We start from the raw sequence: 24,428 nt of genomic DNA on the forward strand, positions 1-24,428 counted from the left end.
TGAAAAAGATGGATCAAACTATGAATCCGAAACTTAAAAAATATAAACGTCTTTTCTTCACCGTAATGTTTTCTTCTGTTCTTTTTTTCGTTTTTTCCTTTTTTGTTATTATTATAGTTGCAAAAATTATGGGACCTCCTCCTGTTGCTGTCCCACAAACGAGTGTCTTTTATGCTAATGATGACACTGTTATCGGACAAAGTAATGCAATGCAAAAACGTTACAATGTATCTCTCAATGAAATCTCTCCTTATGTAAAAGAGGCGACACTATCTATCGAAGATCAACGATTCTACAAACATCATGGCTTTGATATGAAACGTATTGCTGGTGCTATTGTTGCCGATTTAAAAGCGATGGCAAAGGTCCAAGGTGCTAGTACGATTACACAACAGTATGCTCGTAACCTATACTTAGATCATGATAAAACGTGGAAACGTAAACTATTAGAAGCGATGTACACAATTCGCCTTGAAGTGAACTATAATAAAAATCATATTTTAGAAGGATATTTAAATACAATTTATTACGGGCATGGTGCTTACGGAATCGAAGCTGCGTCTCGTCTATATTTCGATAAAACAGCAAAAGAATTAACATTAGCGGAAGCTAGTATGCTCGCAGGTATCCCGAAAGGACCTAGTGTCTACTCTCCCTTTTTAAAAGAGGATCGTGCAAAAGGACGACAATCTCTCATATTAGACGAAATGGTAGAACAAGGTTACATTACGAAGAAACAAGCAACGTCAGCAAAGAAAGAGCCACTAACTTTTTCCTCATTAGATACAAAAAAAGCTGCAGAGATTGCACCTTATTTCCAAGATGCTGTACAAGCTTCTCTTCTTCGTGATATCGGATTAGATGAACAAGCCTTACAAAAGGGTGGTTTGCGTATTTATACAACGCTAGACCCTAAATTACAATCGGTCGCAGAGCAAGCTGTAAAAGATCACATACCTGACACAACAAACATACAAACTGCGCTCGTCTCTATGAATCCAAAAACAGGTGAAGTAGCTGCCCTTGTTGGTGGAACTGATTATAATACGAGTCAATTTAACAGGGCTACACAGGCCGCTCGACAGCCTGGATCTACGTTTAAGCCATTCCTGTATTACGCGGCATTAGAACGAGGATTCACCCCTGCTACGCGCTTAAAAAGCGAATACACTGTGTTCACTTTAGGTGACGGTGTTTCAAAGTATAAACCGAAAAACTATAAAGACTATTATGCAGACGATTTTGTAACAATGGCGCAAGCTCTTGCGGTCTCTGATAACGTATATGCCGTGAAGACCAATTTATTTTTAGGCGAAGACATTCTTACAAAAACAGCGAAGCAATTCGGTATTACTACCGCATTAAAAGATGTTCCGTCTCTCGCTCTCGGTACATCTCCTGTAAAACCAATTGAAATGGTTAACGCTTATAGCATGTTCGCAAACGGCGGAAAAGAAGTAAAACCGATGTTTATTCGCCGCATTATGGACCAGGAAGGAAACATGCTATACGATGCTCATTTGGAGAGTAAACAAGTTCTCGATAAAAGCAAAGCGTTTGTAATGGAAGAAATGATGACAGGTATGTTTAATAAAAACCTAAGTAGTTATGCCGCTGTAACCGGCCAATCAATGTTATCAAAGCTATCAAGAACATATGCCGGAAAGTCTGGTTCTACAGAAACAGATAGTTGGATGATAGGGTTTACCCCGCAACTTGTAACTGGTGTGTGGGTTGGATACGATCAACCTAAATCGATTTCAAACGTAGCAGAACAAGGATATGCGAAAAAAATATGGACCGATACGATGGAAAAAGGCTTAGATGGACAACCTCAAAAAGAGTTTAAACAACCAAGTGACGTCGTTGCAGTCGATATTAACCCTGAAAACGGAAAAATCGCTACAAAAAATTGTCCCATTTCAGTGAAAATGTATTTCGCAAAAGGTACAGAACCGACTGAATATTGTATGGATCATGTTGATGATAAAGAAGAATTTGAAAAGACAACTGAAGAAAAGAAGAAAACAAGTTGGTGGAAAAAATATCTTCCTTGGTAAAAAAAATAGCTGACGGGTATCCGTCAGCTATTTTTTATTCACTTAATAATGCACGGCGCAATTCTTCACTAGATTCGTTCCAAATCGCTTCATTATGTTCTTTCAAGAACGTACCAAGTACTTTTTTAGATGATTCATCCATATGGTCAACCATAATGTGACGCTTCATTGATTTATCCATTTTGTTTACGTGCTCTGGAAGTGATTTATATCCGCGGCGAATTTCACGGTCAACTGTCATTTCACAAGCTGTTACACCTGCATAATAAGCTCCTGTCGCCGTTCTTTCAACCGTTACCCACACAAGCCAAAATGGTTTTCCGTTTGGAACTTCATCTTTATTTGTTAAAAACTTAATACCTTTTTCGACAGTACTACGCGCATGCATCGCACCGATATCAACAAATGCTGTTTTCTCTAGTACATCGACAAATACAGGTGAAATGTTTTCTAGACTTAATGCTCCAACACCAAAACCACCATGTCCATCTGTTGAATCATTTTTCACGATATTAAAACCGATTTTTTTCTTTTTCTCTGTCATATGTAAACTCCTCCTCACTTAATGATTATAAAAGGCCAAAAATAGGCGCAATGATACTGTCTAAAAATACAAATACATATGGAATGACAACATTAAAAATAGGCTGAATTGTATAATTGCTAAGCGGTGTAATAACAAGAATTAATAACGCTATTGCTCCATACTTTTCATACTGTGTCATTTTCGCACGAATATTTGTTGGTGCTAGATCTTCCACAACTCGATACCCATCAAGTGGCGGAATTGGCAATAAGTTAAATACAAGTAATACGATATTAAGCATAATAAAAATTCGGAAGAATTGAGCCAATGTATCCGCTACCGCAAATGGAATTGAGTCTAATACACCAAATGTTAATAGGCTATACCAAATGATTAAACCAATTGCACTTAAAATTAAGTTACTAATTGGGCCTGCAATTGAAACTAATATACCTGCAAGACGCGGCCTTTTAAAGTTATATGGGTTAACAGGAACAGGTCTTGCCCAACCAAAACCAAGAATTAATACAGCGATCATCCCAATAGGATCTAAGTGCGCCATCGGTGATAATGTTAAACGGCCTTGCTTCTTTGCTGTATCGTCTCCAAATTTATATGCAACATATGCATGCGCAAATTCATGCACTGATAACGCAATAATAATGGCCATTGCTACCAACGGAATTTGTTGCAATGGGTATCTAAATAACTGATCCATGATTCATCTCCTCTTCAATCTGTCAAAAAAAAGAAATTATTTGTTTTTTCGATTGTTCTTCCCCATAATCCGCTATAATAAGAGTGTAACTTACATAAAAGGAGCGATTATATATGCCATACGTAACAGTGAAAATGCTAGAAGGACGCACAGAGGAACAAAAGAAAGCTCTTGCTGAGAAAGTAACAGCAGCAGTAAGCGAAACAACTGGTGCTCCTGAAGAAAACATCGTTGTTTTCATCGAAGAAATGTCTAAAAACCATTATGCAGTTGGCGGAAAACGCTTAAGCGACAAATAATTTCAAGTTCTTTCATAAGAAGCAGCCCTTAGCTGCTTCTTATTTTTTTCCTTCTAGTAACTCGATGATTCTCTCTTTATATTTTCCTTTTCTTCCATCTTCATAGATTAAATCATGCGGATAGAATAATTTTTGATCCCTTCTCTTCTTACCAGTAATCGCCTCAACGATATCCGATTCACGTGAAAGCTCTCTAAGCTCTCCATTTGGCATAAGAAGTAAGATTGGCAGACGCTCTTCTTCTTCGCCAGCACGGTAAAAGTCATACGGTAAGTCTGATGTTGAATCAACTACTAAATAGTATTCTGGATCAAGTCCAATCTTTTTGAATAAGCTACTTAATTCCATCCAATTATCTAAACCGTGCTTATCTGTAAACTCTACGTATTTAAATAGGTTTCGATTCATAAAACGGCGGCATAAGTCACTTAAAATTGGATCTTCTTCGTCTTGCCATACTTGGAAGTAATAATACATAACGTTCTCGTCTAACTTTAAATAATCCTCTACTGTTACTTCTTCTTCAAATAAAGAGTAGAAATGAACCGGATGATTTTTAAATGTATAATACTTCTCGTGCAATGATTTTGCACGGTGTAAAATCTTCGTTAAAATAACTTCGGCACTGCGCGTTACCGGATGGAAATATACTTGCCAATACATTTGATAACGACTCATAATATAATGCTCAACAGCATGCATACCACTATTTTTAATGACTACTTGATTCCCATATGGACGCATGACACGTAGTATACGTTCCATATCAAAGTTTCCATACTTTACGCCAGTGAAATATGCATCTCTTAATAAATAGTCCATACGATCTGCATCAATTTGACTGGAAATCATGCTAATCGCTAATTTATTCGTAGATGTTTTGGCGATTACATCGGCTACCTTTTGCGGAAAGTCTTTATCCACACGACTTAATATGCGATTAATTTCCGTATCTCCAACGATAATCTTTTGCGTAAATTTCTCATGATCTAATGAAAATACTTTTTCAAACGAGTGAGAAAATGGGCCGTGACCGACATCATGAAGTAATGACGCACATAAACATAACAATCTATCTTCAGCATTCCAGTTCGGTCTGCCATCAAACACATCATCAATCATACGACGAATAATTTCATATACACCTAACGAATGAGTAAAGCGACTATGCTCTGCACCGTGAAATGTAAAAAATGTCGTTCCAAGCTGCTTAATACGGCGCAAGCGTTGAAATTCTTTCGTTCCGATTAAATCCCAAATAACACGATCGCGTACGTGCACATATTTATGTACCGGGTCTTTAAACACTTTTGTTTCGCTGAGTTTGTCGTTTAAATATACCACCTTCCGACATCCCCCTTTCTTTACTGCATTCTTACTATATATTATAAACGAAATAGGAAACAGAAAGAAATGAAAGACTATATTAATTGCCCTTATATAAAGAAAAAATCACTTTTACCGAAGTAAAAGTGATTTCTGTTTATACATTATTTCCCTAAAACGAATTCAGCAACTTCATCTAAGATCATTTCTTTACCTAGAGGGAAGTAACCTTTGTTTACGTCTTCGTTTTTAATTGTAAATACGTGGTTGTTTTTAACAGCGTTCATGTTTTTCCAAATTGATTCTTCTTGGAATTCTTTTAGACGTTGAGAACCGTCACCAGTTGTAAATACGAATAAGTAATCCGGGTTGTAATCGATTAAAGCTTCTTTTTGTACTTGTACTAGTGGTTTATCCGTTGGTGTACCTTTAACTGCTGGTAATTTTAAATCATTAAAGATTACGCTACCGTAACCGTAGTCACCGTATACGCGGAAAGCATTTGGATATGCAGCCATTTTCATAAATTTAGCATCGCCAGTTTTCGCAACGATTTTATCATGTAATTTGCTTGCTTTTTCATCATACTGTTTGAACCATTCTTTTGTTTCTTTCTCTTTACCGAAGATTTGACCTACTTCTTCGAATTTTGGACGCCATTGATCTAATGGAGTTTTTAACATAACTGTTGGTGCAATTTTAGATAATTGATCATAAATCTTTTCTTGACGATTGTTTACAAGAATTAAGTCTGGTTTTGCAGCAGCTACTGCTTCGATGTTAATTTTATCGCCCCAAGCAGAACCAACTGGTTTTACGTCTTTTAATTTCTTTTCAATATGTGTATCAATTTTTTCTTGAGATGTATTAGCAGTAATAATTGGTTTCATACCAAAAATTAATAATTCTTCTGTTGAACCACTAAGGTCAGCAATTTTCTTTGGATTTGCAGGGATTTTAATTTCCCCTTTTGCATGTTGTACAGTGCGCTCTTCAGTCTTCGCATCCTTCGCATCTGCTTTCTTCTCTTCTTTGTTAGAACAAGCTGCAAATAGTACAGAAGTAACGACTAGTACCATTGCTAATAACACCATTTTAAAATTCTTCATGTTCCCACTCCTTCTAGCTGTATTTCTCTTATAGGTTACAATGAACTATAAGAAACAATATTAACAATTAATAAATATATATTGATTAATTGTTACTTATGCCCCGTTCTAACGGGTGTTCAACTTCCTATTTACTAATAAGAAGCTCAACGTCCATTAGAAGCCCCCCTCTTTACGGGGGGGATTCTACTTATGCTTTTTTACGCAATTGATTACTAATCATCGCTAAATCATATGTTAAACAAATTGGTTTACAGTTTACTGGACACGGAACGATTTGAGCTTCAATCTCAAATACACTGCGAAGTGTTTCACTTGTCATCACTTCATCTGGCGTTCCTTGTTTCATTAACTTACCTGCTTTTAATGCAATCATATGATCTGAGAAACGAGAAGCATGGTTTAAGTCATGGATAACCATAACAATCGTTCTACCTTCTTCTTCATTTAACTTTTTCAATAAATTTAATACTTCTAATTGATGCGCCATATCTAAGTACGTTGTCGGTTCATCTAATACGAGTAATTCTGTTCCTTGTGCAAGGGCCATCGCAATCCATACACGTTGACGTTGCCCGCCTGATAACGCCTCTGCTGAACGATTTGCAAATTCTGTCATTCCCGTCACTTCAAGTGCCCAATGAATGTAACGATAATCCTCTTCTTTCAACGTTCCAAATCCTTTTTGATGAGGAAAACGTCCATATGAAACAAGTTCAAACACAGTAAGGCCAGTTGGCACTTCTGCAGTCTGTGGTAAAATCGCCATTTTCTTTGCGATTTCTTTCGTTGGTTGTTTCTCGATTGCTTTTCCGTCAAGATAAACAGTACCTTTTTTCGCCTTCAAAATACGAGAAGCCGTTTTTAATAATGTGGACTTCCCACAACCATTTGGTCCAATAATTGTTGTAATTTTCCCTTCCGGAATTTCAACTGTTAATCCATCAATAATTAACCCTTCATTATAGCCAACAGATACCGCATCAACTGCTAAAGTTGCCATACAAAAAGCCTCCCTTTATTTTGTCCTCATAAGTAAATATATGAAATATGGTGCACCAATTACAGAAATAACAAGACCGACCGGTATTTCTGAAGTTGTTAACACACTTCTTGAAATTACGTCTGCGAATAAGAGTAAAAACGTCCCTATTAGTGCAGCGGTAGGCAGCATAATTTGATGTTTACCACCAACAAGGCGCCTCGCTAAATGCGGAGCCATTAAACCGATAAAACCAATTCCACCGGCAACAGCGACAGATGCACCAGCTAAGCAAACTGCAATAAATAATAATTTACGTCTTTCTTTTTCTACATTTAGACCAAGGCCAACAGCTGTGGAGTCACCTAGATTCATTACATTTAATATGTGTGCCTTACTAATAGCAAGTGGCAAGAAAATAACCATCCATGGAAGTACACTTAGTACGAACTTCCAATCTGTACCCCATAGACTTCCTGCTAACCAAATCGTAGCAAAGCGGAAATCGTTAGATGTCATCTTCATAGAAAAAATTAAACTAACAGCACCAAACCCGGCTGCAACAGCGATACCAACTAGTATTAATCTCGTTGATGAAACGCCGTCTTTCCATGCTAGTAAATAAATAATAACCGCCGCTAATATTGCACCAACTAACGCGAAGAATGGAAGGATAAATACAGATAAAAATGTACCAGTCCCAACTTTTCCGAAGAAAAAGTAGACGAATATAACAACTGTTAATCCCGCTCCAGCGTTAATACCGATAATACCTGGATCAGCAAGTGGATTTCGTGATAATCCTTGCAAAATCGCACCTGACATCGCTAAAGCGGATCCGACTAATATAGCAATAACCATACGCGGCATACGGAATTCAAATAAAATAACAGACTGATCTTCAGCCCCAAGTCCAACCAATGACTTTAATACGTCCATTGGCGGTATTTTAAATGTCCCTGTATTTAAACTTACTAAAAATACAGTAACGATTAATCCTACTAAGATTGTTAAAACAGAAACGTTCTTTTTTGTTAAGACACTTGTCCTCACATTTTTCCTCTCCCTTCGTTACGTGCTAAGTAGAGGAAGAATGGAACCCCAATTAGCGCTGTAATTGCTCCAATTGGCGTTTCAAACGGCGGATTAATAACGCGAGATAACATATCTGCACATTCAATTAACAGCCCACCTAAGACCGCAGAACATGGAATAACCCATCTATAGTCTGAGCCTACAAGGAAACGAGTCATGTGCGGGATTACAAGACCAACAAATCCAACCGATCCTGCCATAGAAACCGCAGAACCTGTTAACACAAGAACAAGTACTGTTCCAATAAATTTAATTAATGTCGTATTTTGACCAAGTCCAATCGCAATTTCTTCACCGAAGCTTAAAATTGTAATATACCTCGACATCATAATTGCAATAAAGAGACAAACAAGGCCAATTGGTACTAACATATTAATACTTTCCCATTTCACTCCCGCAACTCCGCCTGCATTCCACATACTCACCTCTTGGGCAAGGTTGAAATATAGCGCAATTCCAGATGAAATGGCCCCTAATAAAGCACTAATTGCTGCACCGGCTAAAGCTAACTTCACAGGTGTTAATCCACCTGGTGAAGAAGACCCAATTCCATATACAATGCTCGCTCCAAACGCAGCCCCAATAAAAGATGCGATAACGAACATTAAATAAGGTGAATTAGGGAAGAATGCATACATAATTGCAATTCCAAATACAGCTCCATCTGTAATTCCCATTAACGATGGTGAAGCAAGTGGATTTCGCGTCATACCTTGCATAATTGCCCCTGATACCGCTAAAAAGGCACCTGCAACTACGCCCCCTATTGCTCTAGGCATGCGAAGTTCTTGAATTACGTTATGATGCGTAATAGAACCGTCAAACTGAAACACAGCTTGCCATACAGTCTTTAAACTAATATCTGCAGCACCAAACGAAATAGAAACTGCCATGCTTAAAGCTAACAAAACTGTACCTGCTACTAAAATAATAGAAGCAACGAGCGGTCTGCTCTTAATCTCTTTAACATTCACATCTTGCTGTTCTATACTCCTTGCGCTCGCTTCCATACCTCAACCATCCTAACCAACAACATATATTTAATGAAATTTATTCTCAAATAGTAATAAAAAAATTAGGTTAATTGACCTTTTCTTGATAATGATTCTCAGAATCAGACACTTTCTATTCTACCTATCGCTTCAAAAGACTGTCAACCATTATTTTGAAATATAAATTTATATTTGAATGAATAGATGATGCTCCTCCTTCATTGAATGTTAATCTACTCAATTGTATTTTCGTAGAATAACTCATTCCTCGTATGGGCATAAAAAAAGAAGAGTAATCTGTTCACTCTTCTTTTTCTTACTTATTTAACTTTGCTTCAATTTTTACAATTAATTCATCTTCTGTTGGAGCCGCGACTGGACGATTATTTACAAATGCGAATGATTTTTTACGACCAGGACCACAGTAAGACTGACATGCAACTTCAATTGTTGCACATGAATCTACTTTTTTTAACTTTGGAATCAACGTTTTAACGTTCGTTGCCTGACAATCATCGCACACACGAAATTCGTTTCCCATTATATATAACACTTCCTCTATTTTAAACTTTTCACAAGTACATTTAAAAATAAACACTAAATGGTATTTTACCGCTCTTTGAAGCTCGTTGCAAGTGTCCTTACAACGCTCTTTCTTCATATAATGTTACATATTTATATGCTCTCCTTCATAAGCTCTCATCATTCATAGCAAAATTTATACCTTTCATCGAAATCTACCATATTTTTAAAAGCTTTGTATAAAAGCTCATTTTTTTGCCCATTATAAAAATAGGAAGTTCATAAAAAGAAAGGGAGTTGAATCTATGAAAGTAAGACAAGATGCTTGGACGGATGAGGATGATTTATTACTTGCTGAAACTGTACTTCGTCACGTTCGAGAAGGAAGTACTCAATTAAATGCATTTGAAGAAGTGGGTGATCAATTAAATCGTACATCGGCTGCCTGTGGTTTCCGTTGGAATGCTGTTGTTCGCTATAGCTATGAACAAGCTCTTCAACTAGCAAAAAAACATCGTAAAGATAAAATGCGTGCTGCAAGCGGTGAACAAGCGAAAAAACGTTTACTTTATACACCACCAGCTTCAGATTCGATAACTGACTATGAAGAATTCGTACAAGAGGAATCAATTGTGCAATATAAAGAAGCTATTCCATATCAAGAACCTACTGTTCCTGCTGCAAAAGGCTCTATGACAATGCAAGATGTTATTTATTTTTTACAAACGGTCGGATCTTCAAATATAAAAGTGACAGCTCTTGAAAACGAGAATACGAGATTGAAACAAGAAATTAAATCACAAATCCTTCGAAATGAAGAACTAGAAAAGAAACTAGAAAAATTAGAAAAACAATCTCATACTGTACAAGAAGATTACGAAACACTTATGAATATTATGAACCGTGCTCGTAAGCTGGCAGTCATGGATGACGAAGAACGTTCTCAAACATCTTTCCGAATGGATCGAAACGGTAATTTAGAAAAAATTGCAGAATAAAAAGGATGCATTGTATGCATCCTTTTTATTCTTTCACCTTTAAACTTCCCTTTATATATGAAAAAAACCGTTTCTACATTTTTTGCTATAATAGAGATTGTCATTTTAAAGATAAGGGGTTAGTTATATGAGCAATTCCCGTTCCATTTTATCTCAGCCAGAGTGGCGTATTGTAGATCAGTCTAGTTTGGGACCAACATTCCATGCATTGCAGTCATTCGCAATGGATGACACACTGTGCACAAGCATTGGAAATGGTCAATCAGCTGCAACAATGCGTTCTTGGGTTCATCACAATACAATTGTTCTTGGCATTCAAGATTCACGCCTACCACACTTGGAAGAAGGTATTTCCTTTTTACAAGAAAACAACTTCAATGTTATCGTTCGTAATTCCGGTGGACTTGCAGTCGTACTTGATGAAGGTGTTTTAAACATATCACTTTTATTCCAAGAGACAGAAAAAGGTATCGATATTGATCTTGGATACGATACAATGTGGCATTTAATTAAGGAAATGTTAAACGATTACGATGTTACAATCGAGGCAAAAGAAATTGTTGGCTCTTACTGTCCTGGTAGCTATGACTTAAGTATTCGCAATCAAAAATTTGCTGGCATTTCACAGCGCCGTATTCGCGGTGGTGTCGCTGTCCAAATTTATCTCTGCGCTACAGGAAGTGGCTCTGAGCGTGCCGCACTCGTTCGTGATTTCTACAACCTAGCCATTCAAGGAGAAGAAACACGCTTTACGTATCCTGAAATTGTACCGAGTACGATGGCTTCACTTTCAGAATTACTTGGCGAAACCATTACAGTACAAGATTTAATGATGCGCCTTTTAAAAACACTGCAGCAATTCGCTCCAAAGTTAAAACCATCTCAATTAACAATAGATGAAATACCTTTATATGAGACGAATTTACAACGTATTATTGATCGTAACAATAAAGCACTTGGCTTAGAAAAATAAAGACCGTCGCTATAATAGCGACGGTCTTTATTTCGATTCATTATAGAATTAAAGTGCTTGAGCTGCTGTAATTAAAGCTAACTTGTACACTTCTTCTTCGTTACATCCGCGAGATAGGTCATTTACAGGCATATTTAAACCTTGTAAAATTGGTCCTACTGCTTCGAAGTTACCTAAACGTTGAGCGATTTTGTAGCCAATATTACCAGCTTCTAAGCTTGGGAATACGAATACGTTAGCATCACCTTTAATTGTAGAACCTGGAGCTTTTTTCTCAGCTACAGATGGTACGAATGCAGCATCGAATTGGAATTCTCCATCTAAAGTTAATTCTGGAGCCATTTCTTTTGCAATGCGAGTTGCTTCTACAACTTTTTCTGTTTCTGGAGATTTCGCAGAACCTTTTGTAGAGAAGCTTAACATAGCAACGCGTGGATCAATACCGAATAGTTCAGCAGTTTTCGCACTCTCGATACCAATTTCAGCTAAATCTTGGCTGTTTGGTGCAATGTTAATTGCACAATCAGCGAATACATATTTCTCTTCTTCACGTACCATGATGAATACGCCAGAAGTTTTTGTAACGCCTGGTTTTGTTTTAATGATTTGAAGTGCTGGACGAACTGTATCAGCTGTAGAGTGAGCTGCACCACTTACTAAACCGTGTGCTTTGCCCATGTATACAAGCATTGTACCGAAGTAGTTTTCGTCTTTAAGGATTTTGCGAGCGTCTTCTTCAGTTGCTTTACCTTTACGGCGTTCAACGAAAGATGCTACCATTGCATCCATTTCTTCGTATGTAGCTGGGTCATAAATATCAACGCCTGCTAATGTTAAATTCATGCTAGCAGCTTTTGCGCTAATTTCTTCTTTATTACCAACTAAAATTGGTTGTACTAACTCTTCTTTTGCTAAACGCTCTGCAGCGCCTAAAATTCTTTCATCAGTTCCTTCAGGAAGTACGATAGAAATGCCTTTTCCTTGAACTTTTTCTTTTACTGTTGTAAATAAGTTGCTCACGAATAAACCCTCCTACTTATGTTAAAAAAACTCTATCTTTAAGAATACTGCTTTTCCTCTATATTTTAAACTTATAGCTCCCAAAAAATAGATAAAATGAAAATGATTATATTTTCATAAAATTCAGCCTAGAAATAAATCCCCTTTAAGCCTTATCTTCTCCTATTTTCAAGTAAATTTAAATGTGACAATTTTATGCGCTAAGGCTTTATATAGATGATTTTAAAACTATATATGCTATAGTTAACGTGTAAAACTATCATTAACTGAGGTGAATAGAATGAGTGAAGCAACAACAACGTTAGATGGCTGGTATTGTTTACATGATTTACGTTCTATTGATTGGGCTGCATGGAAAACATTATCTAGCGACGAACGCGGACAAGCTGTATCTGAATTTTTAAATGTCGTTGAAAAATGGAACGAAGTATCTACCGCGAAAAAAGGTAGTCATGCAATGTATACTGTTGTTGGCCAAAAAGCTGATATTATGCTTATGATTTTACGTCCAACAATGGAAGAGTTAAATGAAATTGAGACAGAATTGAATAAAACAACATTAGCTGAATATATGGTTCCTGCATACTCTTACGTATCTGTTGTTGAACTAAGCAACTACCTTCCAGCTGATGAAGATCCATATCAAAACCCACAAATCTTAGCTCGCTTATATCCAGAACTACCAAAAGCAAATCACATTTGCTTCTACCCAATGGATAAGCGTCGCCAAGGTGATGACAACTGGTACATGCTTCCTATGGAAGAACGTAAAAAAATGATGTACAGTCATAGTAAAATCGGTCGCCAGTACGCAGGTAAAGTACGCCAAGTTATTTCAGGATCAGTTGGATTCGACGATTTTGAGTGGGGCGTAACATTATTCGCTGACGATGTTCTTCAATTTAAAAAACTTATATATGAAATGCGCTTCGATGAAGTAAGTGCTCGTTATGGTGAATTCGGAACATTTTTCGTTGGAAACATTTTACCAGACGAAAAGGTAGAGAAGTTTTTACACATATAAATCGTAAAAAAGGAACGAATTTCGTTCCTTTTTTTATTATCCTCTATATTTCTCCTCAAAATACTTCTTTTCTCTGCAAATTTGAACAAAAATCGACAAATTCTTTTCAATTTCCTTACAAAATTGTAACCTTTCTATATCCAAATTTATGCTAAAATGGTACGAGCTACATGCTAATAACGATGCGAAGGTGATAATCTATATGAAGAAAATCTTGTCTATTTTACTAGCGCTTTTATTGTCAATTTCTTCCTTAGGAGTAACAACATCCCATGCGGAAGAAAAAATACACATTGAGGCGGCAGCTGCACTTTTATTTGATGCAGATACAGGAAAAATACTGCATGAACAAAATCCAGATGAATTACTAGCTATTGCTAGTATGTCAAAATTAATTGTTGTTTATGCCGTATTAGAAGCAATTAAAGAAGGAAAAATTACTTGGGATACAAAGGTAAACATTTCTGATTATGCTTATGAAGTTTCACGTAATAATGAATTCTCTAACGTTCCGTTTGAAAAGGGACGTCAATATACTGTAAGAGAATTATATCATTCTATCGTTATCTTCTCTGCAAACGGATCTAGTATTGCCTTAGCAGAACTTCTTGCAGGAAGTGAGAAGAACTTCTTAAATCTTGCAAATGAACATGCAAAAAAACTAGGGTTAAAGAAATATAAATTTGTAAACGCTACTGGGTTAAATAACGCTGACTTAAAAGGAAAACACCCTGAGGGAACGGATCCGAATGGAGAAAATTCCATGTCAGCTCGCGATATGGGTATGCTTTCAAAAGCAATGATTACAAAGTATCCAGAAATGCTAGAGGATACAAAACAAAGATTTAGAAACTTCCCAGATAATCATCCGAAACCAATTCGTATGGAAAACTGGAACTGGATGTTACCAGGTGCTGCTTTCTCTTATGAAGGATCAGATGGTTTAAAAACTGGTAGTTCTGATACCGCTGGATATGGATTCACTATTACTGCTAAACGTGGTGATGTACGTCTTATTTCAGTCATTATTAAAACAAAATCAATGGACGAGCGCTTCACAGAATCTCGTGAATTAATCGAATACGGGTTTAATAACTTCGAAAAACAAAAGCTAAAAGTTGATAAAAATAATACAATCTCTGTAGTAAAAGGTAAAGAAGATCAAGTAACTGTTGTACCGGAAAAAGAAATAACAGTAATCGCGAAAAAAGGTAGCAAAGATCCTTATAAAATTGGGACTGAAGTAGATAAATCTCTTGCTGAAGATGGACATTTAGTTGCTCCTATTAAGAAAGATGCCAAAGTAGGCTCAATTACTTTAGAATCAACTGATAAATATGGTTTCTTAGACGGTAGTAAAAGTATGAAAGTTACTGCAAAAACGACAGAAGAAGTTGAAAAGGCAAATTGGTTCGTATTAACAATGCGCTCTATCGGAGATTTCTTCTCAAACTTATGGTCTAAAGTATTTTAATGATGGAAAGCTAGCTCACGCTAGCTTTTTTTATTTTCCTCTCTCCATGTAAAACTTCGTTTGGTTGTCATATCTGAGTCCTTTTTCTCATACGTATGAACTAGTAATCGTTACACACTTCATCTAGAAATAAACCTCTTTCCACAAGGTATTCCAAAAAGAGAGGTGACACATAATGGGTGTTATTGCTTATAACGAAGAAGATGTAAAGTTATTAGCTAGACTGATGCGTGCTGAAGCCGAAGGAGAAGGACAACAAGGAATGTTAATGGTCGGAAACGTAGGGGTAAATCGTGTCCGCGGAAATTGTTTAGATTTTAAAAAAATACGTAATTTACGTCAAATGGTTTATCAAAATCCTGGCGGTTTTGAGGCAACGCAAAAAGGGTATTTTTATCAGCGTGCAAGAGAACAAGATATCGCATTAGCAAGGCGAACGATTCAAGGACAACGTTTTTGGCCTGCAAATTTCGCCTTATGGTTTTTTAGACCTGAAGGTCCTTGCCCACCAACTTGGTATGACCAACAAAACTCTGGACGTTTTAAAAAGCACTGCTTCTTCCAACCATCTGCCGGGGATTGCCCTAGCGTATATTAAGGAATGAAAACGAGGAGGGATTTTTGAATGGCACAGCAACAAAACCCGTATTATGGAACAGGTTTTTATCAACCATCCGGAACTTATGCACAACAGCAACAAATGACCCCACAGCAACAGCAACAACAGCAAGCGATGCAACAACAAGCTGCGCAAGCTCAATATGCCGTTTCTCAAGGCATGTTACCATTAGAACAGTCGTATATTGAAAATATTCTTCGCTTGAACAAAGGCAAGCAAGCCACCGTAGTAATGACTTATGAGCGTGGTAGTTCACTCGGTACACAATCTTATACAGGTATTATTGAGGCAGCTGGACGTGATCACATCGTTATTAGTGAACCGCAATCGGGGAAACGTTTTTTACTACTAATGATTTACTTAGATTATGTAGAATTCCCAGAAGAAATTATGTATTTACCTAGTCAACAAGCAACTTATGCTCCAAGACCATAAAAAAAGCTGGCATATGCCAGCTTTTGTTTTTTTATAAACCTTTTACAACTGCAGTTCCGACTAAGATCCATGCCACGATAAACGCTACACCACCAAGAGGTGTAATTGGGCCAAAGAACTTAATACCTGTCGTACTTAATGCATACAAACTACCTGAAAACATAATAATCCCAGCTACCATAAGCCAGCCAGCAGTAGTTAAAAGTGATGATTGAATTTTATCCATTAATAAAGCAACTACGAATAGTCCACCTGCATGAAACATTTGATATGTAACGCCTGTTTTCCAAACTTCTAACATTTTTGCAGAAACTTTATTTTCTAAACCGTGTGCTCCAAAAGCCCCTAGCGCAACAGATAGCCCTGCCGCAATACAACCTAGTAAAAAGAAAATTTTCATCTTAATTCCCCTTTTTTTACCTTTATCATAAGCAATTTTTTCATATAAGCCAAACGATTTATCTTCTAAAAATCAAATAAAGAATTACCGTTTGCGCCTTCTTCTTTTATATACACAGGTTCTCCAGAAACCGGCATAACTGGTTGAACTGTCGTCATAGGCTGAGATCCAATTACTTGTGATGGAATCTCAGGTTCTCTATACATAGAAGGCTCAGCTTGTTCATCTAATAATAAATCACATAACGCTCGCACAACTAATAAATGCGCTTTTGATTGTTGCCCTTCACTGCTTTTTGCCTTTGCAATTTCATTCGCCATTTTATTTAAAATCTTATCGCTCGATATTTGCATTCCTTGTCACCTCTTACTTTGTAGTTCTTTCTCAAATTGTCCTAGCTTCTCTACTGAACCAAACACTATTATCATATCATGTTCTTGTAGTTTTTCCTGCCCCGTTGGATTATGTATAACATCCCCATTTCTCAAAATCGCTAAAATTGTTACATCAAATTGATTTCTCACATCACTCTCTAGTAACGATTTACTAGCTAAAATAGAACCCTTGCCGACTGCAATTTCTTCAATTACAAATGACTGTTCCATGCCATATAGTACTGTATCAATATAATGAACTGTTAGCGGATTCGCAATACCTTTTGCAATATGAATTCCTGCCATGCTAGATGGATTAATCACCTTATTTGCCCCAGCACGCTTTAATTTGTCTTCGGTTTCTGGTTTTTCCGCCCTTGCCACAATTTTAATTGCATCGTTTAGCCCTCTTGCCGTTAATGTAATAAATACATTTTCAGCATCATTTGCTACGATAGCAACTAAACCAGCTGCCTTTGAAATTCCAGCATGATGTAACACTTGGTCTTCCGTTGCATCTCCGTGTACAAATAAAAGCTTTTCCTGTTCCAATATACTCTCATCTTTATCAACAACGACAAATGGGATTTTCTTTTCTTGCAATTCATGTACAACTTGAAGCCCCACTCTACCGCAACCACATACGATAATATGATTTTGTAACTGTGCTATTTGTTTATCCATCTTCTTCCTCCGTACTGCATGAAATAAATTCCCTTCAATAATCATAGCTGCCACTACACCAATTGCATACGTAACAATACCGACACCAACAGGTATAATAAGGAGTGCAAATACTTTCCCCGCTTGCGTTACAGGAACGGCATCTCCGTATCCAACAGTCAATACAGTAATCATCGTCATCCAAAATGCTTGAAACAAACTAATCTCTTCAATCATCATAAATCCTAGCGTTCCTAGAATTACAACAAAAGTCATACATATAACTGCTATCCATAATTGCTTACGTGCATTCATATTGCGCTTCAACTCTTTTCTCTATCTACAATCTTTGCCAGTGGAAATGAAATACATATATACTAGATACGGAATCTATGAAAGAGGTTGATATAATGAAAACATTTCTTTCCGCCTTACAATGGGCACTATTTATTTTAGCTGGAAGCCTTATTGTACCAATTAGCGTCGCAACTAATTATGGTCTCGATGGCGCTGAAGCTATTGCATTCGTACAAAGAACATTATTTGTTCTTGGCTTTGCTGGCCTACTGCAAGCTATATTTGGACATAAACTTCCTATTCAAGAAGGTCCTGCTGGACTTTGGTGGGGTATTTTCTCCCTTTATGCAAGTTTAGGTGTCGTATTATTTGGATCCAGCAATGAAACGCTTAAAGTCCTTCAGTACGCTTTCCTATTAAGTGGTATCATTTGTATTATTCTTAGTGTTTTTGGACTCATCGATAAACTAGTCCGCTATTTTACACCGACAGTCATTGGAACATATTTATTTCTTCTTGTCGCGCAACTTAGCGGGTCCTTCTTAAAGGGAATGTTCGGTCTTGACGGACAACATACAGAAGTACAAGCTGACGTATTTATTCTTTCACTCATTGTTATTTTACTATCCTTTTTCATCATGAAGCTACCTATTATTGGACAATATTCCGTTCTTTTCAGTATCGTCTGCGGCTGGACATTATTCGCATGCTTCGGATTATCTAATCCAGTAACGCCTGTGACAGATATAATCCGTTTTCCGTCTCTATTTGTTTTCGGAATGCCTCGCATTGAATGGAACATGGCAATTACGGTAGTTTTCGTTACACTATTACTTCTAACAAATATGTTAGCAAGTATTCGCGTTGTGCAAAGGATTGTCTCTAAGTATGAAAAGGATGCCGCACCAGATCGCTTCAAACAAGCCGGCATTATAACAGGGATCAATCAATTATTAGGCGGTCTATTCTCAGCTATTGGACCTGTCGCGATTTCTGGATCAGCAGGATTTATTGCAACGACTAATATTTATAAACGACTCCCATTTATGTTAGGGTCAAGCTTTATTATTTTCGTTAGTATATTCCCGAAGATTACTTCATTCTTTGCGGCGATACCTGTCGCAGTCGGATATGCTGCCATTTACCCTGTATTTGCAAGCATGATTGGTCTTGCCTTTCGCGAATACGAAACAGTACAGGATAAAGAACGATTATTTAAAGTAGCGGGTCTTTCGATCTTTACAGGAGTCGGAGTTATGTTTGTTCCAGCAGGAGCATTTTCTACACTCCCGCCGTTTCTAGCATCGTTTTTAAGTAACGGTCTTGTTCTCGGATCTGTAATGGCAATTTTGCTCGAAATACTATTTTCTCGTTCTACAGAAAAACAACCATCGTAAATTGGAAAACTTCCATTATTGCACTCTATCTTTAGAGTTGTTACGATAATGATAAAGTGCAACTTTGATCAATGAGAGCCACTCATCTTTACTAATGATTAGCTCTCATCGATCGGGCATTAGCAGTATAAATTATCATGGGCAACGTGCTCGTGATAATTTATACTAAAAATACAGAACTTCTCCTAGCTTCACATAAAGAAGTTCGATGTCTTACTATATATTCCCCAATATCTTCATAAAACTTTATTTCTATTTCAACAAAGAGAGGAATTTTCAATATGACTTATAAAATGATTGTTTTAGACTTAGATGATACTTTATTACGTGACGACCATACCATTTCACCTCGTACGAAAGAGGCTCTAATGACTGCACAAGAGCAAGGTGTAAAAGTTGTACTTGCTTCTGGACGTCCAACATTCGCAATGCGTGCAATCGCAAAAGAATTACATTTAGAGGAGTACGGTAGTTTTATTCTTTCATTTAACGGTGCAAAAATTATTAACTGTAAAACAGATGAAGAGTTATTCAGTAGTACGTTATCCCCTGAAATCGTTCACAGTCTATACGACATTAGTAAAGAAGAAAATGTATGGATTCACACATACATTGGTGACGATATTATCACTGAGAAAAACAACTCTTATACAGAAATTGAAGGTCAAATTACGGGTATGCCTATCGTAGAAGTAAATAACCTGAAAGAAGCTGTACAACAACCAGTTGTAAAGGTATTAATGGTAGAAAATCCAGGACATTTACAAACGGTAGAATCAAAACTACAAAAACAACTAGAAGGTCAATTAAGCGTTATGCGTTCGAAACCATTCTTCTTAGAATTTACTGAAGCTGGTGTTACAAAAGGAACGAGCTTAAACCAATTAATTCAAAAGCTAGGCATTAAGCGTGAAGAAGTTATCGCAATGGGCGATAGCTATAACGACCAGGCAATGATCGAATTCGCTGGTCTTGGTGTTGCAATGGGCAATGCGCCAGATGATATTAAAGAAATTGCAAACTACGTAACAGATACAAATATGAACGATGGCGTTGCAAAGGTTGTAGAGAAATTCGTATTAAAAAGAGAAGCGCTCGTTTAATATTTCCACCCATAAAACCTATTTGAAGTCAAACACTTCAAATAGGTTTTTATTTAAATTCTCATGTTTTTGTGACTATATTTTGAACTTTGCACTATTCTCGTAGTGTAAACTTTCTTTTTGTATATAATGAAACAAAATAGACTATTTTATTTTGAAAAAGAATACAAATTTACTATAAACAAGCATACGTTAAAGGAGGCTACTTCATGTTATCTACACCAATCGGACGATTAAGAGCAATCGGCTTAATTGAGGGGATTTCTTTCCTATTACTATTATTTGTAGCAATGCCATTGAAATATTTCGCAGGATTTGCAACAGCTGTTAAAATTACAGGCATGGCTCACGGCGTTTTATTTATTCTATTCATCTTCGCAGTAATTCAAGTAACAATCGTACACCGTAAATCGATTTTATGGGCACTTGGGGCATTCGTTTCATCAGTTATCCCATTTGGTACGTTTGTACTAGATGCAAAATTAAAGAACGAACAACAATAATAAAAAGGTAGTTAACGAATGTTAACTACCTTTTCTATTTATAAATTTGGAATTTCCCAATCAATTTCTCTCTCGTCCATATTAGCTAAAATCGCATTTACTTTAGAGTATGGCTTACTCCCAAAGAAACCACGTCTTGCTGATAATGGACTTGGATGTACGGATTCGATAATATGATGATTCGGATTCGTAATTAACTTCTTCTTCGCCTGTGCATGGCGTCCCCACAATATGAAAATAACTGGTTTTTCACGCTCATTTAATAGCTCAATCACGCGATCAGTGAAATGCTCCCATCCTTTTCCTTTATGAGAATTTGCTTCACCTTGTCGAACTGTTAATACAGTATTTAATAGTAGTACCCCTTGCTCTGCCCACTTTACTAAATAACCGTTATTCGGAATTTCATAACCATATTCATCTCGAAGTTCTTTATACATATTTAACAATGATGGTGGTGTTTTAACACCAGGTTGTACAGAAAAACTTAAACCATGCGCTTGATTCGGTCCATGATATGGATCTTGTCCTAAAATAACAACCTTTGTATTTTCATAACTTGTATACTGAAGGGCGTTAAAAATATCTTCTATCTTCGGGTAAACAACATGTGCACTGTACTCTTCTTTCAAAAAACTGGCTAAAGTACGATAATATTCTTTTTCAAATTCTGGTACCAATAATGGCTCCCAATCATTCTTTAAAACATTTTCCATATCTTCACTTCCTGTCCGGTTAATTCACCATATCTTGCTTTGTAAATACTACAAACGAAATAATAAGGGAAACAACTGCCCATACTGTTAAATTCATTAAAGAGAACCCCATCGATAAGCCTTGTAATGCAGGTAATTTTCCTGATAGATAATCTGTTAATGATAAATTCACACTAAAAATATATTTCGCGCCTTCCCACGATGTTGCGAATGAGCTTAGAATGCCACCTGCGATTAATGCGGCTAACATAACGCCCATACCGGCTGGTGTATTTCGAATTAAAACAGAAACCATAAATGATATAGTTCCGACAACGATAGCAACGAACCAAGCTAATCCATACGCCATTAAGATGTATTGCCACTGCGGAATAAGATGCACAAAGTTTGTATTTAACGTTTCCTTATCAATGATGAATCCTGTTAACACAGGTAAATTCCATCCCGAGTATCCAAATACAAGCCCAGATAATATGTAAGCAAACAAACCGACAAGAAGCAGTATGAGTGAAATAAAAAATAACATCGTCACGTACTTACTAAGGAGTATTTTCCAGCGCCGGATCGGCCGTGTAAGTAACATCTTCATCGTTCCATCACTTCGTTCTCCTGAAACAATATCAATAGCGACAATCATTACGAGAAGCGGAATAAACAATGTAATTCCTTGCTCAATAAACGCCCTTACAAAAGTTGGTGCGCCCGGTGCCATCGGGTTAATATCATGATCTAAATAATATTGTTGTTGCTCCACTCTTACCTTTAGCCAATCACGCCATTCTTCTGGTAATCTAGAGTTGTTCAAGCGGTTTTGAGAATCAACAATTTGTTGTTGTAATGAAACTTTCCAATCCGTTGTACCGAGCCTTTTTTGTGTCGTTTCTACTTCACGATACTGTGCATACACGAAAAGTGGGATCAAGATTGCTAAAATAAGCATGACAACAAAAATACGTTTCTTACGATAAATTTTTTCCGATTCATTTAAGACTAGATTCGCAAATTCACGCATGCTGCTCACCCCTTGTGAGTTCAATAAATAAATCTTCTAACGTAAATACAAGCTCCTTAACACTATGCACATCTATCTCGTTTTCTACAAAACGTTTATTCCAACTACTTATAGATACAATATCCATGCGGCATAGTAATCGATTACCTTCTATACTCACTTCTCTTACTTCCTCAGCATCTTCTAGCATATCTTTTGCCTTAGAAATTGGTGTAACAATCCATTCTACACGATCACTTGCTGTTTTAATTAACTCTTCAACCTTGGCAACTGTTATCATTTTTCCTTTATGAATAATCGCAACCCGATCGCATATCATTTGTACTTCACTTAGCAAATGACTTGAAATAAATACACTCATATTTTCTTCTTTCACAAGCTTATGTATAAATTCCCTAAGTTCCCTAATTCCAGCTGGATCTAAACCATTTGTTGGCTCATCTAATATGAGCAATTTTGGATTTCCAAGAAGCGCTTGCGCAATGCCAAGGCGCTGTTTCATACCGAGTGAGTACGTTTTTACCTTATCGTGAATTCTTTCATCTAAATGAACCATTTGAGCAATTTCAATAATACGTTCATCTGATATACCACCTAGCATACGGGCAAATTGCTTTAAATTTTCCCATCCCGTTAAATATGTATACAGTTCTGGGTTTTCAACGATACTCCCTATTTGACGCATCGCTTCTCTGAAATTTTCCTTAATAGAATAACCACCGATAGAAATCGTACCTTCTGTTTCTTTAATCAATCCAACTAACATTCGAATTGTAGTTGTTTTTCCGGCACCATTCGGCCCTAGGAAGCCAAACACTTCCCCTTGTTTTACATCGAAGGAAATATTCTCTACAATTGTCTTCTTTCCAATTACCTTCTTCACGTCACGTACGGAAAGTATCGTCGTCATTTTACCCCTCCTCGTTCTAGTTTTAATTTACTCGCAACATTTTGAACTAATCGGTCCGCCATATATGTATATCCTATTTCATTCGGATGGAAATGATCGGAGTATAATAAATCTTTCCCACGGTTTTGGAATAAATCAAATGTCGGTGTAATATATACATTTTTATTATTTATCGCCAATTTTTCTAAAGATGCATTCCAGTCTACAACGATGTTTGAAGAACCTTTTAAATCTTCTACATCTTCAAAAGGATTATATAAACCTAGCCAAAAAATAGGACTATCTGTATTTAACTTACGAATTTCTTCTATAATTTTCTTTGCTTCATTCTGGAATGTTTCTGTATCAGGACGGTATGTTTCTAAATCTACCTTTCCAAGCGATTCCCAACCTGGAAATAAATCATTTCCTCCAATCGTTAAAACGATTACATCTGCTTGCTTAATTGAATATTGAGCGCCACTACTCTCCATTTGTTTTAATAAGTCAGGCATTTTCGCACCACTAACAGCTAAGTTCGTTAAAGCAACCTTTTGCTTATAATCTTTTTGTAAATCTTCTTTCACCCTTCCAATATAGCCAATTCCTTCTTTATCACCAACACCGCGTGTTAATGAATCACCTAAACTAACGATTTTTAACGTTCCCGTTTTCTTTTTCTCTTTTGCCACTACATCGGTCTTTTTAATTAAATTTGAAGCTTTCGGATTTAACACATCATTTACACCTGAAACAAAGCCATATGCAAATAAACAGAAAGATGCAATTGTAATGAGTAGAATTACTTTTACTACTTTTGATCTCATATCAAAACCCCTTTTAGCCCTCATAGATTGTCCATAATTATACCAAACGCAATTTTGAAAAGCGATTTTCACACC

27 protein-coding genes are annotated in these 24,428 nt (G+C 36.7%); 11 read left to right on the forward strand and 16 right to left on the reverse strand.

Translation table 11 applies throughout. The features are described 5' to 3' along the window. The first annotated feature begins 8 nt into the window (after positions 1-8). Positions 9-2,060: a transglycosylase domain-containing protein gene (locus QCI41_RS17385; protein WP_353837000.1), complete on the forward strand. Its 2,052-nt coding sequence runs from the start codon at positions 9-11 to the stop codon at positions 2,058-2,060. Positions 2,061-2,094: 34 nt separating this feature from the next. Here the strand turns inward: QCI41_RS17385 and QCI41_RS17390 are convergent, their stop codons facing one another. Then, on the reverse strand, positions 2,095-2,604 hold the full coding sequence (locus QCI41_RS17390; RefSeq protein ID WP_000136686.1) for a YwhD family protein: 510 nt from the start codon (positions 2,602-2,604) through the stop codon (positions 2,095-2,097). Positions 2,605-2,629: 25 nt separating this feature from the next. After that, positions 2,630-3,304, reverse strand: coding sequence for a site-2 protease family protein (locus tag QCI41_RS17395; protein WP_000372469.1), 675 nt, complete (start codon positions 3,302-3,304; stop codon positions 2,630-2,632). A gap of 113 nt (positions 3,305-3,417) precedes the next feature. Between QCI41_RS17395 and QCI41_RS17400 the strand changes: the two genes are divergently transcribed. Further along, on the forward strand, positions 3,418-3,603 hold the full coding sequence (locus tag QCI41_RS17400; protein ID WP_001147171.1) for a 2-hydroxymuconate tautomerase: 186 nt from the start codon (positions 3,418-3,420) through the stop codon (positions 3,601-3,603). 39 nt (positions 3,604-3,642) lie between these two features. Here QCI41_RS17400 and QCI41_RS17405 read toward each other — a convergent pair whose 3' ends face one another. From QCI41_RS17405 to QCI41_RS17430, 6 genes are all read right to left on the reverse strand, one after another. Then, on the reverse strand, positions 3,643-4,947 hold the full coding sequence (locus tag QCI41_RS17405; RefSeq protein WP_000262747.1) for an HD domain-containing protein: 1,305 nt from the start codon (positions 4,945-4,947) through the stop codon (positions 3,643-3,645). 146 nt (positions 4,948-5,093) lie between these two features. Next, positions 5,094-6,038 carry an ABC transporter substrate-binding protein gene (locus QCI41_RS17410; protein ID WP_046958572.1) on the reverse strand — a complete coding sequence of 315 codons (945 nt, stop codon included), beginning with the start codon at positions 6,036-6,038 and terminating at the stop codon, positions 5,094-5,096. A gap of 190 nt (positions 6,039-6,228) precedes the next feature. Then, positions 6,229-7,041: an ABC transporter ATP-binding protein gene (locus QCI41_RS17415; RefSeq protein WP_000212066.1), complete on the reverse strand. Its 813-nt coding sequence runs from the start codon at positions 7,039-7,041 to the stop codon at positions 6,229-6,231. 15 nt (positions 7,042-7,056) lie between these two features. Continuing rightward, positions 7,057-8,073, reverse strand: coding sequence for a FecCD family ABC transporter permease (locus tag QCI41_RS17420; protein ID WP_001260774.1), 1,017 nt, complete (start codon positions 8,071-8,073; stop codon positions 7,057-7,059). Further along, positions 8,070-9,125, reverse strand: coding sequence for a FecCD family ABC transporter permease (locus QCI41_RS17425; protein WP_000388283.1), 1,056 nt, complete (start codon positions 9,123-9,125; stop codon positions 8,070-8,072). Before QCI41_RS17425 ends, QCI41_RS17420 begins: the two co-directional genes overlap by 4 nt. A gap of 298 nt (positions 9,126-9,423) precedes the next feature. Next, positions 9,424-9,648 carry a YuzB family protein gene (locus QCI41_RS17430; RefSeq protein ID WP_000526075.1) on the reverse strand — a complete coding sequence of 75 codons (225 nt, stop codon included), beginning with the start codon at positions 9,646-9,648 and terminating at the stop codon, positions 9,424-9,426. Positions 9,649-9,934: 286 nt separating this feature from the next. Between QCI41_RS17430 and QCI41_RS17435 the strand changes: the two genes are divergently transcribed. Beyond that, positions 9,935-10,627: an RsfA family transcriptional regulator gene (locus QCI41_RS17435; protein WP_000868353.1), complete on the forward strand. Its 693-nt coding sequence runs from the start codon at positions 9,935-9,937 to the stop codon at positions 10,625-10,627. A gap of 127 nt (positions 10,628-10,754) precedes the next feature. Beyond that, positions 10,755-11,600, forward strand: a complete 846-nt coding sequence (gene lipL / locus QCI41_RS17440) for an octanoyl-[GcvH]:protein N-octanoyltransferase (RefSeq protein ID WP_353836999.1) — start codon at positions 10,755-10,757, stop codon at positions 11,598-11,600. Positions 11,601-11,648: 48 nt separating this feature from the next. Here the strand turns inward: lipL and pta are convergent, their stop codons facing one another. Continuing rightward, complete coding sequence (gene pta, locus QCI41_RS17445) at positions 11,649-12,620, reverse strand: phosphate acetyltransferase (protein ID WP_000067226.1); 972 nt, start codon at positions 12,618-12,620, stop codon at positions 11,649-11,651. A gap of 280 nt (positions 12,621-12,900) precedes the next feature. Here pta and hemQ point away from each other — a divergent pair, with 280 nt between their 5' ends. From hemQ to gerQ, 4 genes are all read left to right on the forward strand, one after another. Next, entirely contained in the window at positions 12,901-13,644 is a 744-nt protein-coding gene (gene hemQ, locus QCI41_RS17450; protein WP_001287602.1) for a hydrogen peroxide-dependent heme synthase, read from the forward strand. A 202-nt stretch (positions 13,645-13,846) separates the two neighbouring features. Beyond that, positions 13,847-15,118, forward strand: coding sequence for a serine hydrolase (locus tag QCI41_RS17455; protein ID WP_353836998.1), 1,272 nt, complete (start codon positions 13,847-13,849; stop codon positions 15,116-15,118). Positions 15,119-15,293: 175 nt separating this feature from the next. Then, positions 15,294-15,716 (forward strand): cell wall hydrolase CwlJ, encoded by a 423-nt coding sequence (gene cwlJ, locus QCI41_RS17460; protein ID WP_000538157.1) that lies wholly within the window; start codon positions 15,294-15,296, stop codon positions 15,714-15,716. 27 nt (positions 15,717-15,743) lie between these two features. Next, positions 15,744-16,172: a spore coat protein GerQ gene (gerQ, locus tag QCI41_RS17465; protein ID WP_000068635.1), complete on the forward strand. Its 429-nt coding sequence runs from the start codon at positions 15,744-15,746 to the stop codon at positions 16,170-16,172. A gap of 31 nt (positions 16,173-16,203) precedes the next feature. On the opposite strand, the gene QCI41_RS17470 is transcribed toward gerQ, so the two are convergent. From QCI41_RS17470 to QCI41_RS17480, 3 genes are all read right to left on the reverse strand, one after another. Next, complete coding sequence (locus tag QCI41_RS17470; protein WP_000688322.1) at positions 16,204-16,572, reverse strand: DUF423 domain-containing protein; 369 nt, start codon at positions 16,570-16,572, stop codon at positions 16,204-16,206. A gap of 65 nt (positions 16,573-16,637) precedes the next feature. Next, a complete protein-coding gene (locus QCI41_RS17475) occupies positions 16,638-16,925 on the reverse strand; it encodes a YwdI family protein (protein WP_001167358.1) in 288 nt (95 codons plus the stop codon). Positions 16,926-16,931: 6 nt separating this feature from the next. Then, positions 16,932-17,924: a potassium channel family protein gene (locus tag QCI41_RS17480; protein WP_000993991.1), complete on the reverse strand. Its 993-nt coding sequence runs from the start codon at positions 17,922-17,924 to the stop codon at positions 16,932-16,934. A gap of 95 nt (positions 17,925-18,019) precedes the next feature. Here QCI41_RS17480 and QCI41_RS17485 point away from each other — a divergent pair, with 95 nt between their 5' ends. The 3 genes from QCI41_RS17485 to QCI41_RS17495 all read left to right on the forward strand — a co-directional run bounded on the left by QCI41_RS17485 (position 18,020) and on the right by QCI41_RS17495 (position 20,909). Then, positions 18,020-19,303: a purine/pyrimidine permease gene (locus QCI41_RS17485; RefSeq protein WP_141475181.1), complete on the forward strand. Its 1,284-nt coding sequence runs from the start codon at positions 18,020-18,022 to the stop codon at positions 19,301-19,303. Between the two features lie 281 nt (positions 19,304-19,584). Further along, complete coding sequence (locus QCI41_RS17490) at positions 19,585-20,406, forward strand: Cof-type HAD-IIB family hydrolase (RefSeq protein WP_353836997.1); 822 nt, start codon at positions 19,585-19,587, stop codon at positions 20,404-20,406. Between the two features lie 209 nt (positions 20,407-20,615). Beyond that, a complete protein-coding gene (locus QCI41_RS17495; protein ID WP_000953390.1) occupies positions 20,616-20,909 on the forward strand; it encodes a DUF3817 domain-containing protein in 294 nt (97 codons plus the stop codon). A 38-nt stretch (positions 20,910-20,947) separates the two neighbouring features. Here the strand turns inward: QCI41_RS17495 and QCI41_RS17500 are convergent, their stop codons facing one another. From QCI41_RS17500 to QCI41_RS17515, 4 genes are read right to left on the reverse strand one after another with little or no spacing between them, the layout of a single operon-like run. Further along, on the reverse strand, positions 20,948-21,625 hold the full coding sequence (locus tag QCI41_RS17500) for a uracil-DNA glycosylase (protein WP_353836996.1): 678 nt from the start codon (positions 21,623-21,625) through the stop codon (positions 20,948-20,950). A gap of 19 nt (positions 21,626-21,644) precedes the next feature. Continuing rightward, positions 21,645-22,637 (reverse strand): ABC transporter permease subunit, encoded by a 993-nt coding sequence (locus QCI41_RS17505; RefSeq protein WP_353836995.1) that lies wholly within the window; start codon positions 22,635-22,637, stop codon positions 21,645-21,647. Next, a complete protein-coding gene (locus tag QCI41_RS17510) occupies positions 22,630-23,547 on the reverse strand; it encodes an ABC transporter ATP-binding protein (protein ID WP_088079990.1) in 918 nt (305 codons plus the stop codon). The genes QCI41_RS17505 and QCI41_RS17510 overlap by 8 nt, the downstream gene beginning before the upstream one ends. After that, positions 23,544-24,425 (reverse strand): SGNH/GDSL hydrolase family protein, encoded by an 882-nt coding sequence (locus QCI41_RS17515; protein ID WP_353836994.1) that lies wholly within the window; start codon positions 24,423-24,425, stop codon positions 23,544-23,546. Before QCI41_RS17515 ends, QCI41_RS17510 begins: the two co-directional genes overlap by 4 nt. Positions 24,426-24,428 lie beyond the last annotated feature (3 nt).

Origin of the sequence: Bacillus cereus group sp. MG4 (assembly GCF_040460055.1) — a bacterium.
Taxonomy (GTDB): domain Bacteria; phylum Bacillota; class Bacilli; order Bacillales; family Bacillaceae_G; genus Bacillus_A; species Bacillus_A wiedmannii.

Bases quoted from the DNA above. Each gene is read 5' to 3' on its own strand.
- QCI41_RS17385 (WP_353837000.1), top strand. From the start codon at position 9: ATGGATCAAACTATGAATCCGAAACTTAAAAAATATAAACGTCTTTTC.
- QCI41_RS17390 (WP_000136686.1), bottom strand. From the start codon at position 2,604: ATGACAGAGAAAAAGAAAAAAATCGGTTTTAATATCGTGAAAAATGAT.
- QCI41_RS17395 (WP_000372469.1), bottom strand. From the start codon at position 3,304: ATGGATCAGTTATTTAGATACCCATTGCAACAAATTCCGTTGGTAGCA.
- QCI41_RS17400 (WP_001147171.1), top strand. From the start codon at position 3,418: ATGCCATACGTAACAGTGAAAATGCTAGAAGGACGCACAGAGGAACAA.
- QCI41_RS17410 (WP_046958572.1), bottom strand. From the start codon at position 6,038: ATGAAGAATTTTAAAATGGTGTTATTAGCAATGGTACTAGTCGTTACT.
- QCI41_RS17415 (WP_000212066.1), bottom strand. From the start codon at position 7,041: ATGGCAACTTTAGCAGTTGATGCGGTATCTGTTGGCTATAATGAAGGG.
- QCI41_RS17425 (WP_000388283.1), bottom strand. From the start codon at position 9,125: ATGGAAGCGAGCGCAAGGAGTATAGAACAGCAAGATGTGAATGTTAAA.
- QCI41_RS17430 (WP_000526075.1), bottom strand. From the start codon at position 9,648: ATGGGAAACGAATTTCGTGTGTGCGATGATTGTCAGGCAACGAACGTT.
- QCI41_RS17435 (WP_000868353.1), top strand. From the start codon at position 9,935: ATGAAAGTAAGACAAGATGCTTGGACGGATGAGGATGATTTATTACTT.
- lipL (WP_353836999.1), top strand. From the start codon at position 10,755: ATGAGCAATTCCCGTTCCATTTTATCTCAGCCAGAGTGGCGTATTGTA.
- hemQ (WP_001287602.1), top strand. From the start codon at position 12,901: ATGAGTGAAGCAACAACAACGTTAGATGGCTGGTATTGTTTACATGAT.
- QCI41_RS17455 (WP_353836998.1), top strand. From the start codon at position 13,847: ATGAAGAAAATCTTGTCTATTTTACTAGCGCTTTTATTGTCAATTTCT.
- cwlJ (WP_000538157.1), top strand. From the start codon at position 15,294: ATGGGTGTTATTGCTTATAACGAAGAAGATGTAAAGTTATTAGCTAGA.
- gerQ (WP_000068635.1), top strand. From the start codon at position 15,744: ATGGCACAGCAACAAAACCCGTATTATGGAACAGGTTTTTATCAACCA.
- QCI41_RS17470 (WP_000688322.1), bottom strand. From the start codon at position 16,572: ATGAAAATTTTCTTTTTACTAGGTTGTATTGCGGCAGGGCTATCTGTT.
- QCI41_RS17475 (WP_001167358.1), bottom strand. From the start codon at position 16,925: ATGCAAATATCGAGCGATAAGATTTTAAATAAAATGGCGAATGAAATT.
- QCI41_RS17480 (WP_000993991.1), bottom strand. From the start codon at position 17,924: ATGAATGCACGTAAGCAATTATGGATAGCAGTTATATGTATGACTTTT.
- QCI41_RS17485 (WP_141475181.1), top strand. From the start codon at position 18,020: ATGAAAACATTTCTTTCCGCCTTACAATGGGCACTATTTATTTTAGCT.
- QCI41_RS17490 (WP_353836997.1), top strand. From the start codon at position 19,585: ATGACTTATAAAATGATTGTTTTAGACTTAGATGATACTTTATTACGT.
- QCI41_RS17495 (WP_000953390.1), top strand. From the start codon at position 20,616: ATGTTATCTACACCAATCGGACGATTAAGAGCAATCGGCTTAATTGAG.
- QCI41_RS17500 (WP_353836996.1), bottom strand. From the start codon at position 21,625: ATGGAAAATGTTTTAAAGAATGATTGGGAGCCATTATTGGTACCAGAA.
- QCI41_RS17505 (WP_353836995.1), bottom strand. From the start codon at position 22,637: ATGCGTGAATTTGCGAATCTAGTCTTAAATGAATCGGAAAAAATTTAT.
- QCI41_RS17510 (WP_088079990.1), bottom strand. From the start codon at position 23,547: ATGACGACGATACTTTCCGTACGTGACGTGAAGAAGGTAATTGGAAAG.